The 17092-nt window shown below is 65.3% G+C and carries 18 protein-coding genes and 1 riboswitch; of the genes, 8 read left to right on the forward strand and 10 right to left on the reverse strand.

From position 1 onward, the window contains the following. Window positions 1–51: 51 nt before the first annotated feature. The 6 genes from AC3D24_RS19345 to AC3D24_RS19370 form a co-directional block, all read right to left on the reverse strand. On the reverse strand, window positions 52–1203 hold the full coding sequence (locus tag AC3D24_RS19345; RefSeq protein WP_489032668.1) for a glycosyltransferase family 4 protein: 1152 nt from the start codon (window positions 1201–1203) through the stop codon (window positions 52–54). Window positions 1204–1328: 125 nt separating this feature from the next. Continuing rightward, the gene (locus tag AC3D24_RS19350; RefSeq protein ID WP_489032669.1) at window positions 1329–2114 is read right to left on the reverse strand and encodes an SDR family NAD(P)-dependent oxidoreductase; all 786 of its coding nucleotides are present in this window, start codon (window positions 2112–2114) and stop codon (window positions 1329–1331) included. A 13-nt stretch (window positions 2115–2127) separates the two neighbouring features. Then, the gene (locus AC3D24_RS19355) at window positions 2128–3306 is read right to left on the reverse strand and encodes a zinc-dependent alcohol dehydrogenase (protein ID WP_489032670.1); all 1179 of its coding nucleotides are present in this window, start codon (window positions 3304–3306) and stop codon (window positions 2128–2130) included. After that, entirely contained in the window at window positions 3306–3887 is a 582-nt protein-coding gene (locus AC3D24_RS19360) for an SRPBCC family protein (RefSeq protein WP_489032671.1), read from the reverse strand. The genes AC3D24_RS19355 and AC3D24_RS19360 overlap by 1 nt, the downstream gene beginning before the upstream one ends. A 53-nt stretch (window positions 3888–3940) precedes the next feature. Next, the gene (locus AC3D24_RS19365) at window positions 3941–4426 is read right to left on the reverse strand and encodes a DUF4142 domain-containing protein (RefSeq protein ID WP_489032672.1); all 486 of its coding nucleotides are present in this window, start codon (window positions 4424–4426) and stop codon (window positions 3941–3943) included. 23 nt (window positions 4427–4449) lie between these two features. After that, a complete protein-coding gene (locus tag AC3D24_RS19370; protein ID WP_489032673.1) occupies window positions 4450–5538 on the reverse strand; it encodes an alpha/beta hydrolase in 1089 nt (362 codons plus the stop codon). 261 nt (window positions 5539–5799) lie between these two features. Here AC3D24_RS19370 and AC3D24_RS19375 point away from each other — a divergent pair, with 261 nt between their 5' ends. The 5 genes from AC3D24_RS19375 (at window position 5800) to msrB (ending at window position 11041) form a co-directional block, all read left to right on the forward strand. Further along, the gene (locus AC3D24_RS19375; protein ID WP_489032674.1) at window positions 5800–6162 is read left to right on the forward strand and encodes a hypothetical protein; all 363 of its coding nucleotides are present in this window, start codon (window positions 5800–5802) and stop codon (window positions 6160–6162) included. 68 nt (window positions 6163–6230) lie between these two features. Then, window positions 6231–6340: riboswitch (TPP riboswitch) on the forward strand. A 110-nt stretch (window positions 6341–6450) separates the two neighbouring features. Then, window positions 6451–8697, forward strand: a complete 2247-nt coding sequence (locus tag AC3D24_RS19380) for a TonB-dependent receptor (protein WP_489033246.1) — start codon at window positions 6451–6453, stop codon at window positions 8695–8697. A 61-nt stretch (window positions 8698–8758) separates the two neighbouring features. Next, window positions 8759–9904 (forward strand): phosphotransferase enzyme family protein, encoded by a 1146-nt coding sequence (locus tag AC3D24_RS19385; RefSeq protein ID WP_489033248.1) that lies wholly within the window; start codon window positions 8759–8761, stop codon window positions 9902–9904. Continuing rightward, window positions 9901–10479, forward strand: coding sequence for a nicotinamide riboside transporter PnuC (gene pnuC, locus AC3D24_RS19390; protein ID WP_489032675.1), 579 nt, complete (start codon window positions 9901–9903; stop codon window positions 10477–10479). The genes AC3D24_RS19385 and pnuC overlap by 4 nt, the downstream gene beginning before the upstream one ends. Before the next feature lie 112 nt (window positions 10480–10591). Further along, a complete protein-coding gene (gene msrB / locus AC3D24_RS19395; protein ID WP_489032676.1) occupies window positions 10592–11041 on the forward strand; it encodes a peptide-methionine (R)-S-oxide reductase MsrB in 450 nt (149 codons plus the stop codon). 48 nt (window positions 11042–11089) lie between these two features. Here msrB and AC3D24_RS19400 read toward each other — a convergent pair whose 3' ends face one another. The 4 genes from AC3D24_RS19400 to AC3D24_RS19415 all read right to left on the reverse strand — a co-directional run bounded on the left by AC3D24_RS19400 (window position 11090) and on the right by AC3D24_RS19415 (window position 12764). Continuing rightward, window positions 11090–11551 carry a hypothetical protein gene (locus AC3D24_RS19400; protein WP_489032677.1) on the reverse strand — a complete coding sequence of 154 codons (462 nt, stop codon included), beginning with the start codon at window positions 11549–11551 and terminating at the stop codon, window positions 11090–11092. Window positions 11552–11570: 19 nt separating this feature from the next. Then, the gene (locus AC3D24_RS19405) at window positions 11571–12029 is read right to left on the reverse strand and encodes a DUF4126 family protein (protein WP_489032678.1); all 459 of its coding nucleotides are present in this window, start codon (window positions 12027–12029) and stop codon (window positions 11571–11573) included. 190 nt (window positions 12030–12219) lie between these two features. Continuing rightward, window positions 12220–12498 (reverse strand): hypothetical protein, encoded by a 279-nt coding sequence (locus AC3D24_RS19410; protein ID WP_489032679.1) that lies wholly within the window; start codon window positions 12496–12498, stop codon window positions 12220–12222. A 125-nt stretch (window positions 12499–12623) separates the two neighbouring features. Further along, entirely contained in the window at window positions 12624–12764 is a 141-nt protein-coding gene (locus AC3D24_RS19415; protein WP_489032680.1) for a hypothetical protein, read from the reverse strand. Window positions 12765–12976: 212 nt separating this feature from the next. Here AC3D24_RS19415 and AC3D24_RS19420 point away from each other — a divergent pair, with 212 nt between their 5' ends. From AC3D24_RS19420 to AC3D24_RS19430, 3 genes are all read left to right on the forward strand, one after another. Further along, window positions 12977–13492 (forward strand): YciE/YciF ferroxidase family protein, encoded by a 516-nt coding sequence (locus tag AC3D24_RS19420; protein ID WP_489032681.1) that lies wholly within the window; start codon window positions 12977–12979, stop codon window positions 13490–13492. A gap of 210 nt (window positions 13493–13702) precedes the next feature. Further along, window positions 13703–15907, forward strand: a complete 2205-nt coding sequence (locus AC3D24_RS19425) for an SPOR domain-containing protein (protein ID WP_489032682.1) — start codon at window positions 13703–13705, stop codon at window positions 15905–15907. Next, complete coding sequence (locus AC3D24_RS19430) at window positions 15904–17088, forward strand: deoxyguanosinetriphosphate triphosphohydrolase (protein WP_489032683.1); 1185 nt, start codon at window positions 15904–15906, stop codon at window positions 17086–17088. The genes AC3D24_RS19425 and AC3D24_RS19430 overlap by 4 nt, the downstream gene beginning before the upstream one ends. The last annotated feature ends 4 nt before the right edge of the window (window positions 17089–17092 follow it).

Genomic DNA, 17092 nt, shown 5'->3' on the forward strand with positions numbered 1-17092 from the left:
ATCCGCAAGCCCGCGGTGATCCGCGTTGTCGGTGGAACCTAAGCGCACGTCTCAGACGTGACTATGCAAATGTAATTGCTTTGCATCATGTATTTGCTCGATAATCGGGGAAATCCGGGCAACGCTATGCACCCAAGTCCAACGTTCCAACACGGCTTGGCGGGGCCGGAATTCTTGGTAGGTTTCGCACATTGTAAGGATCGCATCGGCAAACCCGGTCGTCGAAGCGGTCATGCCGGTCTCGGGCAGGATGAACTGCAATCCGCACCGCAATCCGGCATTGGCCAGGACCGGCAGGCCGGCGAGCATGTATTCGGTGAGGATCGCGGGAGCGCCGTCGTCGATGCCGCAGACCACGCCGAATTTCGCGCGGTTCATCAGGCGATTTACCTCGTCGATCGGCACGCCGGGCGGTCCGACGAATTCGATCGAGAGGTTCTGGTCATACGCGCGGCGTCGGAGCGCGTCGGCATCCTCGCCGTAACCGAACACGCAGAGCGCGCGGACGTCGCGCGGCAGTTGTGCGAGCGCGTCTAACAGGATGTCGTGGCGCTTATACGGTTGCGCGGCGGCGACGTAGATCAGGTCGACGTCCTTGGCCGTGCCGAGCGGACGGAACTGATCGATCGCGGCGAACTCGGGCCCGACCGGCAGAATGGTGGTGCGCATGCCGGGGTGGCGCGCTTCCACCTCGTCCGACTGCCACTGCGCACCCGTGATGACGAGGTCGAAATGCGCGCTGACCTCGGGCGGCACGCGCAGTGCGGGAGCGTCGATCGAATTGTAGAGAATGATGCTGCCGGCGCACGCGTCGAGCAATTCGGGTGCGACGCCCAGGCCCAGCACGATCAAGATATGCGGTGCCCCGAATGTTTTAACGAACCCGATCATCTCGGACGACGCGAACGGCGCGGTTTCTTCGTCCAGGCGGAACGCGCGCCGTGCCAATGCTGCAGTGTCACGGCGAAACGGCGGCTCGCCTGCGCCGCGCCAATAATGCCAGATTTCGGCCTGATCGACGATTCCGGCCGCGATCAGCGCGAGCGGCAGGCGTTCCAGATAACCACCCGTAACGTCGACATTCGCGGTACCGTCGCCCGTCCATGGCCGAGACGATGGATCCGTCGCATGCGCTGGAAGTGCGGCCCGATCATCGTCAGACGCACGGTCTCGATGCGAACCCTCGACCCAATCGCTGATCACGACCACCGATCTTTGGTCCGTCAGTCGCACTGCCATCGTCGTTCCTCATCCTGGGCCCGGCCCGAACCCACGATGCCCCACCCAAAATCGGGCGGGGCATCGTGCGTGTTCAAGCTCGGGGCGCATCAGTCCTTGGCGCTGCCGGGCTCTGCCATCTTGCGATGCTGCTCGGCGAGGACCGAGCCGGGAATGACGTTGGCGAGCACACCCTGGACCTTGGTCTTCCAACCCGAAAAGATCGACGCCTTGCCGCCCATCAGCGCGTCCCAGCCGTCCTTGGCGACATCGGCGGGATCGCTCTTGTTCGGATCGGTGCCAACGTCGGTATCGTTCATACCGGCGCGATCGAAGAATTCGGTATCGACGGGCCCCGGCATCAGCGTCGTCAACGTGACTCCGTCGGCGTCCTTGATCTCGTTGCGCAGTGCCTCGGTGAAGCTGTCGATGAACGCCTTGGAGCCATTATACACCGCCTGGAACGCGCCGGGGATGTAGCCCGCGACCGAGCCGACCACGAGCACTTTGCCGTCGTTGCGCGCGACCATCGCTGGCAGCACCTTCTGGATCAGGTACAATGTGCCGGTGATGTTGGTGTCGACCACCAGCCGCCAGTCGTCGACCTTCTGGTCGAGGAAGCCATGACCCAGACCGTGGCCGGCATTGGCGCACAGGACATCGACCTTGCGGCCGTTGGTAGCGGCGAGCAATGCGTCCACACCCTCGATCGTCGAAAGATCCGCCTCGACCGCGGTCACATCGGTGCCGAACTGCTTGAAGTCGGCGGCGGCGGACTGGATCAGCGCTTCGTTGGCGACGACGAGGATGTCGTAACCATCCTTCGCAGCAAGCGTGGCGAGTTCGAAGCCGATGCCCGTCGAGGCGCCGGTAATGATTGCGAATTTATCGGCCATGTCTAAGATCCTCTCAATTGAACCCAGGTTTCAGGACGACCTTGGTCACTTCGTTCTGGTTGTTCTTGAACATGTCATAGCCCTTGGGGGCGTCCTCCAGGTCCATCCGGTGCGAGATCAGGAAGGTGGTGTCGATCTTGCCCTCCAGAATCGCGTTGAGCAGCGCGGGCATGTAATGTTGGACGTGCGTCTGGCCGGTTTTGAGCGTAAGCCCCTTCTCCATGAAGGCGCCGAGCGGGAACTTGTCGATGAACCCGCCATACACCGCCGGCATCGACACCCGCCCGCCCTTGCGGCACGCCAAGATCGCCTGGCGGATCGAATGCGCGCGATCGGTGCCGAGGAAGGTCGACGCCTTGATCTGGTCGATGACGTTGTCGACGAAGAAGCCGTGCGCTTCCAGCCCGACGCTGTCGATCACCGCGTCGGGACCGATCCCGCCGGTCATTACCATCAGCGCCTCGTAGACCGCCGATTGCTCGAAGTTGATCGTCTCCGCGCCGAACTTTTTGGCGAGTTCGAGGCGGTGCGGGAAATGATCGATCGCAATGACGCGCTCGGCACCCATCAGGAACGCCGACTGTACCGCGAACAGCCCGACAGGGCCGCAACCCCAGACTGCAACGGTGTCACCGGGCTCGATCTGCGCATTCTCCGCCGCCATCCATCCGGTCGGCAGGATGTCGGAGAGGAACAGCACCTTTTCGTCCTCGACACCGTCAGGGATCACGATCGGGCCGACGTCGCTGAACGGCACGCGGACATATTCCGCCTGGCCGCCGGCATAACCGCCGGTCATGTGGCTATAGCCGAACAGGCCCGACATGGGCTGGCCGTACAACTCCTGTGCGATGTCCTGGTTGTCGGCGGGAAGGCCGTTGTCGCACGCCGAATACTGGTGCTTGCCGCAATGATAGCAGCTGCCGCACGAGATCGTGAACGGGACGACGACCTTCTGCCCCTTCTTCAAGGTCGATTTCGCGCCGACCTCGACCACTTCGCCCATGAACTCGTGGCCGAGGATGTCGCCCGCCTGCATCGTCGGGATGTAACCGTCGTACAAATGCAGGTCGGAGCCGCAGATCGCCGTCGCGGTGACCTTAATGATGCAGTCGCGTTGATTGACGATTTCGGGGTCGTCGACGGTATCGACACGAACGTCGTGCTTACCGTGCCATGCCAAAGCGCGCATCAGGCCATCTCCTCTTCGCGTTGTTTGCGGTTCATCGCCGCGGTTGCGATCTCGCCGGTTTCCATCAATTGCTTGAAGCGGCGCAGGTCGCGGCGCGCCTGGATCGCAGGTTCGCGCTGAAACATCTTGGCGATCAGTTTGCCGACGATACCGGCGGGCGGATCATAGGCGATCGTCGCGGTGACGACCGTGCCGCGGGCGCCCGCATCGCGGAACTCGACACGGCCGCTGTTGGCGACGTCGGCACCCGGCTCGGACGTCCAGGCGATGACGCTGTCCTGCGCCTCCTCGGTGACGACCGCATCCCATTCGACGGTCTTGCCCGCCGGGGCCTTCACCACCCAGTGCGACCGCGTGTCGCTGAGAATGTCGATCCGTTCGACGTTCTCCATGAACGTCGGCAGATTGGCAAAATCGCGGAAATACGCGAACACTTCGCCGACCGGCCGATTGATTGTCACGGCCCGCGCGACGAACGTGCCGCCCTTCTCATCGGGGATTGCAGACTCCGCCAGGGCATCGCCCTTTTTCCACGTCGTCGGTGGGGCATCGTCGTTATGAGCGGTTCTATCGTCCGTCATGTCGGTTCATCCTGTCCTGTGATGGGGCGGTGTTCGAGGGCTGGCCGGGCGGGTTACATTGTCTTCAGCATCATGATGTGATGCTCGACGACCGGCACGATCCCGGCAGCCGCGGTCTTCAGCGCGGGCGCGGTGCCTTCCGTTGCATAGGCCTTCTGCACGGCGAGAGCCTGGCCATGCGACGCCTTCTGCTGTGCGATATAGGCGGCATCGCGCGCTGTGCCGTTCTCGGCGCGCAGTTCGGTCACCAGCTCCTGCTGCAGCGGCGTGAGCTTCGGCGGTGTCACCTTGACGCGCGACTTCATCGCCGCCGCCTTCACGTCGGCGGTACTCTTGGTGTGCTGCGTCACCATCGTCTGCGCGAAATCGCGCAACGCTGGGTTCTGCGTCGTCTCGAGCACGACCTTGCTCGACGTGATCTCGTACAGATCGCTCGCGCCTGCAGTCATGACGTATTCGCTCGGGGTCATCACCTGCGCCATCGCGGGGGTCGCCAGGAGTGCTGCACCGAATGCAGCGGATATCAGCAAAGTCTTCATGGGGATTGTCCTCTCAGGATCGATCAGTTGCGGATGCCGAAGGCGGCCTTCAGGCGGACGATCGCGTATTGGTTCGCATCATAGGCACCGCGTACGACGGCCCCCATTCCGAACATCTCGTGCGTGACGCCGGGGAAGGTGCGCTGCTCGACCTTGTCGCCGGCCGACTTCATCGCCGCCGCCAGCGTTTCGCCGTCCGAGCGCAGCGGGTCGATCTGCGCGTTGACGATCGTCGTCGGCGGCAGGCCACGCAGGTTCGCACCGACAAGGTTCAGGCGCGGGTCCTGCATGTCGGCCATCGACGACGTATAGTAGTTGCCGAACCACTTGAGCATTGCCGTATTGAGCGGCTTGGCGTCGGCCGAATCTTTGCGCGACGGAAGATCCATGCTGCTGTTGGCGATCGGATAGACCGACAGGATGTGGACCGGCTTCGTCAGATTGTTGTCGCGTGCATAAATTGCGGTCGCGACCGCGAGATTGCCGCCTGCGCTTTCGCCGGCGAGCGCGATCCTAGTCGTGTCGCCACCCCAGGACTGTGCGTTTTGGATCACCCAGGCATAGGCGGCGAAGGCGTCGTCATGCTGTGCCGGGAACTTGAATTCCGGCGCATGCCGATACTCGACCGACACGACGATCGCGTTCAGTTGCTTCGACAAAAGGCGGGGTGCGGAGTCATACGTGTTGACGTCGGCGATCACCCAGCCGCCGCCGTGATAATAGACGATGACCGGCATCGGTGCGCCGGTTGCCGCGACGGGCTTGTAGATGCGGGCGAACTGCATCGGATCGCTGCCATAGGGCAGGTCCTGCGTCGTCACTGCCGGATCGGGCGCGGTCGACAGACCCTTTTGACGCATCACCGCGCGCGCTGCATCTGCAGCCGACGGCTGGATCCGTGCCTTGACCGGGGTCAGCGTCTCGATCGGCTTGGCACCCAGTATCGGGAGCTGGTTGAGCACCGCCTGCATGTCCGGCGCTGCGGCAGCAGGTTGCGTTGCGATATGCTGCAAAACCGGTGGCGGCGGTGCGTTTGTCGACGTGGTGGACTGCGCGATCGTGGCACCCGAGGTCCCGATCAACGCTGCTGCAACAAGAAGTTTCATCGTCATTGTGGTTAACGCCCTGTATCTGCCCCGCGTACCAAGCTTCGCAGGGGGCAGATCGTTCCGATTTTTCCCTGCAGATATGGCCGAACTAACCCAGATTAATCAGAAACTTCCGCTGCCTGCCCCGGTGTCTGCCCCGGTGGCTCTCCGCACTGGCCAGCATATCGGGTCAGGACCAAAGTGATTGACGATGCGCGGTTCGGTATCGACAGCACGATCGGCGTGCCGCGTTCGAATTGATGAGCGCGAACTGGAGTCGAGAACGTGGCAGACGAGGTTTCGAAGGCGTGGAGCGGTGCGACCGTCCGTATCTGGCTGGCGAGTCGGGCTGAGGCGGCGCGTGCCGATCAGGTCGTCGCGGAGAAGGGCGGCCGCGACCGGCAGGACGATTGCGACAAGGCGACCGCGGAGGAAATGGTCTGTTCGCTGATGAACCGGAATGCGGTGATCGAGACGCAGGACGCGTTCGCCAAGGGGCTGGCAACGCTGCTGGATCGCGACGAGTATGTCTGGAGCGGCGTATACAACGACACGCGCTTCGACCGGCACGTGCGATCCTACATCAAGAAACTGGTGAAGATGGCGAAGACCAATACCGGCTTCGAGAACATCACCCATTATCAGTAAGCCGTTCGCTTCGTCGCGGCGATGGTACGACGATAGCACTTTCCACACACCCTGGGACCGCCTAAGCGGCGCCATCCCCGGGGGGCCGCTCATGCGCGGCTGAGAGGTGGGCAGCAGCCCATGACCCGCTGAACCTGATCCGGCTGATACCGGCGTAGGGAGGGTCTGCGGCTGGCCCGTCGTCCCTCCGATTGGAGTGGACATGAGCGTTTTCGACACTGGTTTTCCGTTTTGACCCGCATCGTACGAGCGGCTTCGCAGCGCCGCGTGAGGTGGCTCGCCGTGGCCTTGTCCACGACGATCGTCGCGACGTCAGCGTCGGCGCAGGTGGCATCCGATACGGCTGAAATCCGGGTCGTCGGCAAGCCCGATCCTGCCGGCCTTCTGCCCGATCAAAGCGCGCCGAAAGCGCAGAGCGCGATCTCGTCGGACTTCATCGTGAAACAGGCGCCGACGCTCAACGCGTTCCAGCTGGTGACGTTGCTGCCCGGCGCGAACGTAGCGTCGAGCGATCCATACGGCCTGTCGACGAGTTCTAGCCTGACGTTGCGCGGTCTCGGCCAGGACGAGATCGGCGTGCTGATGGAAGGCGCGCCGCAGAACGACATCGGCTATTATTATGCATACCCGTCACAGTTCGCCGACCCCGAGAATCTGCGGCGGATCACGCTCGCGCAAGGTTCTGCCGATATCGGTTCGCCGACCGTGGGTGGGGCTGGCGGGCTGTTGTCGCTGGCGCTCGACGATCCCAAGACGCATCCGGCCGGGGTCGTCGACCTGTCGCTCGGCAGCTACGCGGCGCGGCGCGGCTTCGTGCGGATCGATAGCGGGACGATCGGTCAGACCGGGCTGAAGGCGTTCCTGTCCTATTCGAACACGCGTGCCGACAATTGGCGCGGCGCGGGCCACGACACCCGCCAGCACATCGACGCCAAGCTGCTGAACGAATGGGGCAACGGCAACCGCGCCAGCCTTGCGCTGTCGTACAATGATGCGAATTCGTCGAGCTATCCGAGCCCGACGCTGGCCGAATGGAACGCGCAAGGTCGCGGGTTCAATTACGACAAGCGGTATAGCGAGGGGAACACCAACTACTGGCGGCTGTACCGCGCGCCGTTCCGCAATCTCTACGGGTCAGCACCGGTGCATCTTGTGCTGAGCGACCGGCTTGCGCTCGACAGCACGAGCTATCTCCAGTTCGGATATGGCAATTCGCCTTACGGGACGCAGCTGACCACGACCGGCAATTATCTCGGCACCGAAGAATTGGCCCAGCCGATCGCGCTGCCGGGTGCTGTAGATGGCTTGGCGACGGTGCTCGGCAATTATACCGGCGATCAGATGCGGACCGGCAACGTGAGCAAGCTGACCCTGAAGGCGGGGGTGCATACGATCACGGCCGGGCTCTGGTTCGACTACGGCACCGACCGCGTCACGCAGTCGTACACGAGCGTCGACGCGGACGGACAGCCGTTCGATCGCTGGGGCTACCGCGCCAAGGCGATCCGCACCGCCGACGGGCGCCTGCTCGCCTATGAGAACCAGCGCACGGTTACGGTGACGAAGAGCTTTTTCGTCGCCGACAGCATACTCGTCGCGCCGCGGCTGACGGTCGATGTCGGGTTCAAGGGCGTCGACTTGCTACGCAACGGCCGCAATTACCTGCCGGGGCCGCAGGACACGGTGCGCAAGGACAGTTTCGCAGCGCTGCCGCGCGCCGCGGTGCATTACCGGATCGACGATCGGCAACAGGTTTTCGCCAATATTACGACCAATTTCCGCACGCCGAACGAGTTCACGCTCTACAACAGCTATTATGGCGGCGAGGTGGTCACGCAGGGCACCAACGCGCTCAAGAACGAATATTCGGTGTCGCAGGAACTGGGCTATCGCTTCATCGGCGAGCAGCTTTCGGCATCGGTTACCGGCTTCCACTACACGTTCCGCAACCGGCAGCTGGCGACCGTGATCGACCAGGGCGGCGCGCAGGTGAACGCGACGCTCAATGCCGGCGGGCAGACCTCGTACGGCGTCGATGCCGAGATCGACTACCGTCCGATCGCCGGTGTCAGCCTGTATCTGTCGGGCGAGTATCTGCATGCGCGGATCGACGACGACCTGCCGGTCGGCGGGGACTTCCTACCGACCAGGGGCAAGCATGCGGTATCCAGCCCGACCGTGCAGTTCGGCGCGGGCGGCACGTATGACGATGGGCGCTTTTTCGGCAGCGTCGCGTCGAAATATCTTGGCCGGCAATATGCGACGTTCATGAACGACGAGCGGATCAAGGGCTATGCGACGTTGGACCTGTCGGTCGGTATGCACCTCGCGGAATGGCTCGACGGCAAGCGCACCGATTTGCGGATCAATGCAATCAACGTCACCGACCCGCATGTCCTGGCCGGCGTGCAGGCGGTCAGCACCAACGCGCAAGATACGGTCGGCCGCGGCGGCACCGTCATCGCTGGCGCGCCGCCGGCCTATTATATCGGCAGCGGGGCGGCGGTGATGGCGACGGTCTCGCGGGCGTTCTGAGGTGAACGCCGTGTCCGCACCCGCACCTGCACCCGCGCCCGCCGATCATCTGGTCCACGGCATGGGCACCGAGATGGAGCCGCCGACCTGGCCCGCGATCACCGCGGAGGACGCCGTGGACACGCTCGCGCGTTTTCCGGCGGCGGGACGGATGACGGCGCTGCATTGGCATTCCCCGCGGCCGTTCTCCGCGGCGGCCTTGGTCCATACGACGCGTGGCGCGCTGTTGCTGAAGCGGCACCATCGCCGCCTTCGATCGATCGAGGGGCTGGCCGAAGAGCATGCGTTCATCGCGCATCTGGCGAATGCAGGCGTGTCGGTGCCGGAAATCCTGGCGACGGCGGACGGTGGCAGCGCGGTCGCGATCGGCGCATGGACGTACGAACTGCACCGCGCGGCGCCGGGGGCGGACCTGTACCGCGACCGGCTGTCGTGGACCCCGTTCCTGTCGCACACGCAGGCGCATGCCGCCGGCGTGGCGCTGGCTCGGTTGCACAGTGCGGCGCGCAGTTTCGCAGGCCCCGCGCGTCTGCAGCAACCTCTGGTCGCCAGTTTCACGATCCTGCCCGCGGCCGATCCGATGGCAGCAGCTGAGGCCTATGTCGCCGCACGTCCGGCGTTGGCGCGGTTCCTGGCCACGCGACCCTGGCGGCAGGAGCTCGCGCGCCTGTTCGGTGCGCTGGGCGAAGGCCTGCCCGCGCTGCTGGCCGACCAGCCGCGCGTGTGGACGCATAACGACTGGCATCCGTCCAACCTGCTCTGGGCGGACGACGGCACGGTGCGGACGGTGTTCGATTTCGGATTGGCCGATCGCACCTGCGCGGTCCACGATATCGCCACCGCCATCGAGCGGACCGCAGTGCGGTGGCTTGATCTGGGGCTCGATCTGGGGCCCAATGTGGCGCTCGACCTGGGGCAGGGGGCGGACGATATCGGCGATCCCGACGCGGCGCTCGCTTTGCTTGCCGGCTACGCGACGGTCCTGCCACTGAGCCGCGCAGAGATTGCGACGATCGTGCGCCTGCTGCCGCTGGTCCATCTCGAATTCGCGCTGTCGGAGGTCGATTACTTCACCGACGTGGTCGCCGACCCGGCTTCCGCTGCGCTGGCATGGGACGGGTATCTGGTCGGCCATGCTAACTGGTTCCTGTCGGCGCCGGGACAGGTGTTCTTGCGACGGATCGACGGCGGGGCGCGCAGCGCATGACGCCGCTCGAGATCGTCGCGGTCATCGTCAGCTTTGCCGGGATCTGGCTCACCGCAAAACGTCGCATGCTGTGCTGGCCGGTCAACCTGGTCGCCTGCGCGCTGTATTTCTCGCTGTTCCTCGACGTCCGGCTTTATGCCGACATGGTGCTGCAGGCGCTGTTCGGGATCGCCATCCTGTATGGCTGGATCGCCTGGGCGCGCGGCAAGGACGATACGGGCGACGTCGTCGTGGCGCCGCTGCGCCCGGCGCGCGCGCTGGCGGGGCTGGCCGCGGGCGCGGTCGGCGCGGTCGCGATCGGGTGGTTCACCAGCCACCATACCAACGCGGCGCTGCCATGGATGGACGCCGCGCTGAGCAGTTTCAGCCTCGTCGCGCAATATTGGACCGCGCGGCGTCATTCGGCCAGCTGGCTGCTCTGGATCGCGGTCGACATCCTCTATGTCGGGATGTTCGTCGCCAAGGGCCTGATGCTGACTGCGGGCCTGTATGCGGCGATGATCGCGCTGGCCATCATGGGCTATCGTCGCTGGCGCGCCGCACGGCCCATGACCGCCGCGCACTTTCCAACCTGACGGTCATTTCGTCGGCGGCGGCGCGCACTATATTGCGGGAGCAACCTGTCGATCGAGCGTGGCACGCCCGGATCGATCGACCAACCGGCGCCGAGCCGAGGGAGAGACCCCGATGACCGACTATACCAAGACCGACGAAGCGATCGCCGCGCTGACGCCCGAGCAGTTCCACGTGACGCAGCAGGGCGGCACCGAACGGCCGGGGACGGGCGCCTATCTCCATACCAAGGAGCCGGGCATCTATGTCGATATCGTCTCCGGCGAGCCGCTGTTCGCGTCGGCGGACAAGTTCGATTCGCATTGCGGCTGGCCGAGCTTCACCAAGCCGATCGAGCCCGCCAACGTCGCCGAGCTGCACGATCGCACCCACGGCATGGTCCGGACCGAGGTCCGCTCCGCCGGTGGCGACAGTCATCTCGGGCACGTGTTCGACGACGGTCCGCGCGACCGCGGTGGCCTGCGCTACTGCATCAACTCGGCGTCGCTGCGGTTCGTACCGCAGGCCGAGATGGAGGCGCAGGGCTATGCCGCGTATCTCGATCAGGTCGATCAGGCCGACTGACCAGAAGGGGCGCGCTTCCCTCGGAAAGCGCGCCCTTCCTTTATGGTTTTACAAGCGTGATGCCGCTTTCGCCCCAAGCGCAGTCGCGAGGCCGAACGCGACGTGGTTCAGCGCGTGCATCCCGATCGTGCTCGCATCCGCCTGCCATTCGGGTTTCTTGACGCCGAGCAGCGGTCCGGTGATCCAGTGCATAGCGGCGTAGAACGCCAGCCCGAAGGCGACGCTCGACCGCACAACACCCGCATCCTCATCGACGGTCGCTGCGAACACCGCACCTGCGGCGGCGGACAGCAACAGATGGCCGCCCTGGATCACGGCCTGCTCGGCGGTGTCCGGCAAGCGCGTATCGGGCGGCACGTGTACACCCAGCTTGTGCGCGCTGGCCCGTTCCAGCAGCGCGAGTTCTGAGGGTTCGCCGTTCTTCGTCTCGCCCGCCATCAGCATCGCGGTGATACCGAGGCCCGCGACCACCCCGCCGAAGATCGCGCCGGCCATCCGTTTTCCGTCCATTGCCGTATCTCCCGTGAGGTTACGCGACGGCGGCGTGGTGGCGTACGATCGCTGCGGCGCCGGCAAGCACGGCGGCATCCTCGACGAACCCCGTCGGGGTCTGGCCGTGATCGGCCATCGCTGCCATGCGCAGTCGCCAGCCGGGATAGGAAGCGACGACCGCGGTGACCCCGCCGACCGCTGCCGCCAGCCAGCGGTGTTTGCGCGGGGCGAGTGCGGCGCCGGCGATCGCCGACGTGATGAAACGTGCGGTGAGGCCGATCGGGACGATCCGGTCGGGCGCGGTCTTCTGCTTGTCGCCCGCCATCTCGCCGATCGCCAAGGCCAGTGCGCCAGCCGCGACGAGCGGATGCGTCAGGATCTTCGGTGCACCGTTGTCGGTGGGCAATTCACCACGTGCCGCGGCGATCGCGACGGCCGCGAGTGGCGTCATCGCGCGCTGGCCACCGACCAGACCCATCTGGAAAGATGCAAGCATATCAAGCTCCTATGATGCTATTTGCACCGGGTAACGCTCGATCGGTTGATTTGGGTACGCATCCTCAAGGGCAATGCGGTCGAAGCGTACGGCTTCACATTTTGGTAGCGCAAGATACCGATGCGATACGGAGTCGCTTCTGTCCTCCGCGCGATCATCGCCTTGATGGCTGCCGAGCGCTGATCGGTGGTCAGCCCTCAGCCCCCGGCAGTCGCTCGGCCAAAATGGCAATGCCCTCGCCCGCGAAGCTGGTGTGCGCGCTTCCGTCGATCAGTATCGGGTGTTCGCTCGACAGCACCGCACCACTGCGGTGCTCGGGATCCAGCGCGAGCCAGTCGCGAACCGCGCGTTCGAGGTTGGTAACCTCCGCAACGTCACTGTCGCCGCGCGGGACGTTCTCCAGCGAGGCACTCATCCGCCAGTTGATCTCAGGCGTCTTGGTGCTGTCGCCCCAGGTTGCTTCTGCCATGTCGTTACCCCTCGCAGTCCATGTTGACCGTACGTGCTCGATACGCAAGCGGCGAGGTGGTGGCGTGGTTCCCTACCGAAACCTGCAGCGCGCCAGAACGGCAGCCGGAGGCGACGGAAGCAGGATCAGGCAGCGGTCGCAGTAGCGTGGTTTGACGCAGTATCGTTCGCGACTACCGCACGCGGCGGCGACGCTACCGTCATGTCCGACGCCCGCTTGGCACGGAGTTTGCGATAGTCGATATACAGCGCGATCAAGGAAAACATGGCAACCTCTGACAGGAAATTGCTGCGACGCAGCATCAGTCGGTCAATTCATCATCGCGCGGTTGCGAGCAAGTGCGTTCTCGCCAACTGCGATTGCGCAATACGCCACCGCAATGCGCGCGGCTGGCACAGGAAACTTCCTTCGGGGGGAGGGCGTTGGCAGATGACCGGAGCAGTTCGCTTCGCGGCATCAGCTGAGCGAGGACACTATCATGGGCCTGTTTTCAAAAGACATCGTGACGTTCGAGGATCTGTTCCTACACCAGCTGCAGGACGTGTATTACGCTGAGAACCAGATCACCAAAGCGCTCCCGAAGATGGTCGAGAAGGCGACGACACCCGCGCTGAAGGCCGGGTTTGAAACGCATCTGGAAGAGACCAAGGGCCAGATCGCGCGCCTCGAGCGGATCTTCGAGTTACTCGGCGAGAAGGCGAAGGCGGTAACCTGCCCGGCGATCGACGGCATCATCAAGGAGGCCAACGAGGTCGCTGGAGAGATCGCAGACAAGGCAGTGCTCGATGCGGCGCTGATCGCATCGGCGCAGGCGGTGGAGCATTACGAGATCACCCGCTACGGCACGCTGATCGCCTGGGCGGACCAGCTGGGCCGCAGCGAGATCGCCGCGATCCTCAAGGAAACGCTCGACGAGGAATATGCGACGGACGACAAGCTCACCGCGATGGCCACGTCAAAGGTAAATGCCAAGGCCGAGGCGGTCACCGCCTGAGCCGAAGGGCGCGGGAACGGGCCGAGTGAATCGGTCCGTTTCCCTTGCCACTGCGCCGGCCCGGCGCTCTGACTTGCGAGGTCGAGCGCGATAAGCCCCGGACATGCGGCGCGTTCGACGTTTTCATCGTTCGAGACACCCGTTTCGCCGTGCCGATGCCAACCGGATGTTGCCGGTTCGGCTCCGCTCTGGTCTAGGGACCGGAGCCTCATGATTCGTTCGTCCCATCATTTATCGACTGCCGTACTGGCGCTGGTGTTGGCAGCAGCTCCTTGTGCGGCGATCGCGCAGGAAGTCGTGCAGGCAATTCCGGGCACGACCGACGCCGACCGGCTCGGCGACGTGATGCGCCGCCTCGCCAGCAACCCGCGTGACGTCGATGCGCTGGTTCGCGCCGGCGACCTGTCGATGGGGCTGGGCGACCTCAGCGGTGCCGCGGCGTTGTTTGCACGCGCTGAAAAGGTGAACCCCCGCGATGGCCGGGTGAAGGCGGGGATGGCGTCGATCCTCGTGCGGTCCGAACGGCCGGGCGAGGCGCTACGCTATTATGCGCAGGCCGAGAGCTTCGGGCTCGATCCCAAGAACTTCGCGGCCGATCGCGGGCTCGCCTATGACCTGATCGGCCAGCAGGACCGCGCACAACGCGATTACCGCGTGGCGCTGCGCGATGCGCCGGACGACGAGACGGTGCGACGCTATGCCTTGTCGCTCGGTATCTCGGGCAAGCAGGAGCTTGCGCTGCAGCAGCTCGGGCCGTTGCTCCTGAAGAGCGATCGTGGCGCGTGGCGCACGCGCGCCTTCATCATGGCGATGAACGGCGACGTGGCGGGCGCCGAGAAGATTGCCACGACGATGATGCCGCGCGGCACCGCGCAGGGGTTGCAACCGTTCTTCCAGCGGCTGCCGAGCCTGCCCGCCAGCGACCGCGCGTTCGCGGTGCATTTCGGTGAGGTTCATTCGACGCCGGCCCGGCTGGCCGATGCACGGATGACGCCGCCGCTCGGCGTGCTGGGCGTCGATCCCACCGCGCCGGTGTTGATGGCCGCGGTAGCGCAGCCAACGATAGTCGCGGCGACGACGACCAAGAAGGGCAAGCGCGATCGCCCTGCCAAGCCCGATCGTGGCAAGCTCGACCGTGCCGAACCTGGCCGTGTCGAGATGGCTGCGGCCGTCACGCGTGCGCCGGTCGTCGCGTCGATCCCGGTTCGCGCGACGGCGCCTGGTCCGACGCCGGCCGCCGCTGCGCCGGTCCAGCTCGCCGCGACACCGATGCAGATGGTGCAGGCCGTCCCGACGCCGCAGCCGACCTATCGTGCGCCGGCGACGGTGGCGCAGGTCGCGCCGCGCCCGACGCCGGCTGCCGAAACCGGCGTCGTCGTTGCCACAACGCAACCGTCCGCGCTTGCGACGGCCGGCAACTCGGTGCCAGCCACCGCGCTGCCGACATCGACAATGGCACGCGTCGCGCCGGTCCCAGCTGCGGCGACCGCTGGTACGTTGCCGGCGAACGTGGTGACGCAGATGGCGGCGATTCCGGTCGGCCAGACTCGCGCTGATCCTACGCGAGCGGCCAACGCATTGGCGGCATCTGCTGCTGCGATGACTTCGGTTGCAGCGGCCCCGGTTGCCGCAACGTCGTCGCCGGTAACGATCCCGGTCCAGCAAGCCACCAGTGCCGCGCCTGCACCCGGTTTCTCGACGGGGACTGCGGCCGTGTCGCCGGTCGCGATCGCTGCGGCGTCGCCTCCGCCGCGGACGCATGCGGTGACCGCGAGCGAGGACTCGATCCTGGCGCGGATCGTCGCCGGGCTGTCGATCCCGGCATCCGAACTCGATGTCGCGCCGATGCATCCGGCGCCCGTCGTCGCTCAGGTCGCGGTGCCGGTATCCGACGACGCCGAGCGGGTGCTGGCCGAGGCGAAGGCCAAGACCGAGCGCGATGCGGCGGCGAAGGCGATCGCCGCCGAAAAGTTCGCTGCTGACAAGAAGGTTGCCGACAAGAAAGCGGCGGCGGACAAGAAGGCTGCGGACCGCAAGGCCGTCGCCGACAAGAAGGCGCTGGCCGAGAAGAAGGCCGCCGCCGCCGCCAAGCTACTCGCCGACAAGGAAGCGGCCGAGGAAAAGCGGATCGCGCGCGCCAATCCCGAGCGTATCTGGGTGCAGGTATCAACCGGCGCGACCGAGGGCGACCTGCCCAAGGCGTGGAAGGGTGCGAAGGCGAAGGCCCCGACCGTGTTCGGTAGTCGCGGCGGCTGGACGACGCCGTGGAAGGCGACCAACCGCGTGCTCGCCGGGCCGTTCAAGACCGACGCGGAGGCGCGCACCTTCGTCAATCAACTCGCCAAGGAAGGCGTTTCGACGTTCAGCTTCACCAGCGACGCGGGCCAGGTCATCACGAAGTTGCTACCGAAGTGAGCTACCGCGCGCCCTGGGCTTCGGACCCGGCGCGCAGCAGAGGACGTCTTCACGAGGAACAGAACGGGTCCACACGCGGGCCTCGGGATGCATTCCAGCGCGACCGCGACCGGATCATTCACTCGATCAGCTTCCGCCGGCTGCGCCACAAGACCCAGGTGTTCATGGCGCCCGACGGCGATCATTTCCGCGTTCGCCTGACGCACAGCCTGGAGGTCGCGCAGATCGGTCGGACGATCGCGCGTACGCTGGCGCTGAACGAGGACCTGACCGAGGCGCTGTGTCTTGCGCATGATATCGGCCATCCACCGTTCGGCCATGCCGGCGAAGATGCGCTGAAGGCGGCGCTGATGCCTGCGGTCGAAGACGGCGGGCAGGGCGGGTTCGATCACAACGGCCACACGCTGCGGACGTTGATGACGATCGAGCGGCCCTATCCGTTATGGAACGGGCTGAACCTCACATGGGAAACGCTCGAGGGGCTGGCCAAGCATAACGGGCCGGTGCGGCATCCCGGCTGGGCGCTGGCCGCGGCGGATGCGGAGTTCCCGCTCGCGCTGACGAGCTTTTCGAGCCTCGAAGCGCAGGTCGCGGCGATCGCCGACGATATCGCGTACGACAATCACGACATCGACGATGGCCTGCGCGCCGGGCTGTTGACGCTCGACCAGATGCTCGCGGTACCGCTGGTCGCGCGCGGCTGGGACGACGTACGGCGACGCTTCCCCGATGTCGCGCCGAAGCGTCTGGTGGGCGAACTGGTGCGCGCGCAGATCGGCACGATGGTCAACGACCTGATCGCCGAGACGCGCAACCGGATTTCCGCGAGCGGTGTCGCCACCGTCGAGGATGTCCGCGCGGCGGGCCACTGCCTGGTCGGCTTCTCGCCGGCGATGCGCGAGGACGAGCGCGACCTGAAGCGCTTCATGTACGCCAACCTCTACCATCATCCCCGCCAGTTGGCGGCGGCGGATGCGGCGAACGGCATCGTTGCGGGGCTGTTCGGCGTCTATCGCGACGATCCGATGACGATGCCCGAAGAATGGCGCGAACGCCTGCCGACGACCGATCCCGATCGCAGCCGCCACATCGCCGACTTCATCGCCGGGATGACCGATCGCTACGCGGTGTCGCGCTACCGCGAACTCGTCGGGCCGATTGATCTGCCCGAGGGGTTCTAGCCGC

The organism is Sphingomonas sp. SL1004 (genome assembly GCF_057815015.1).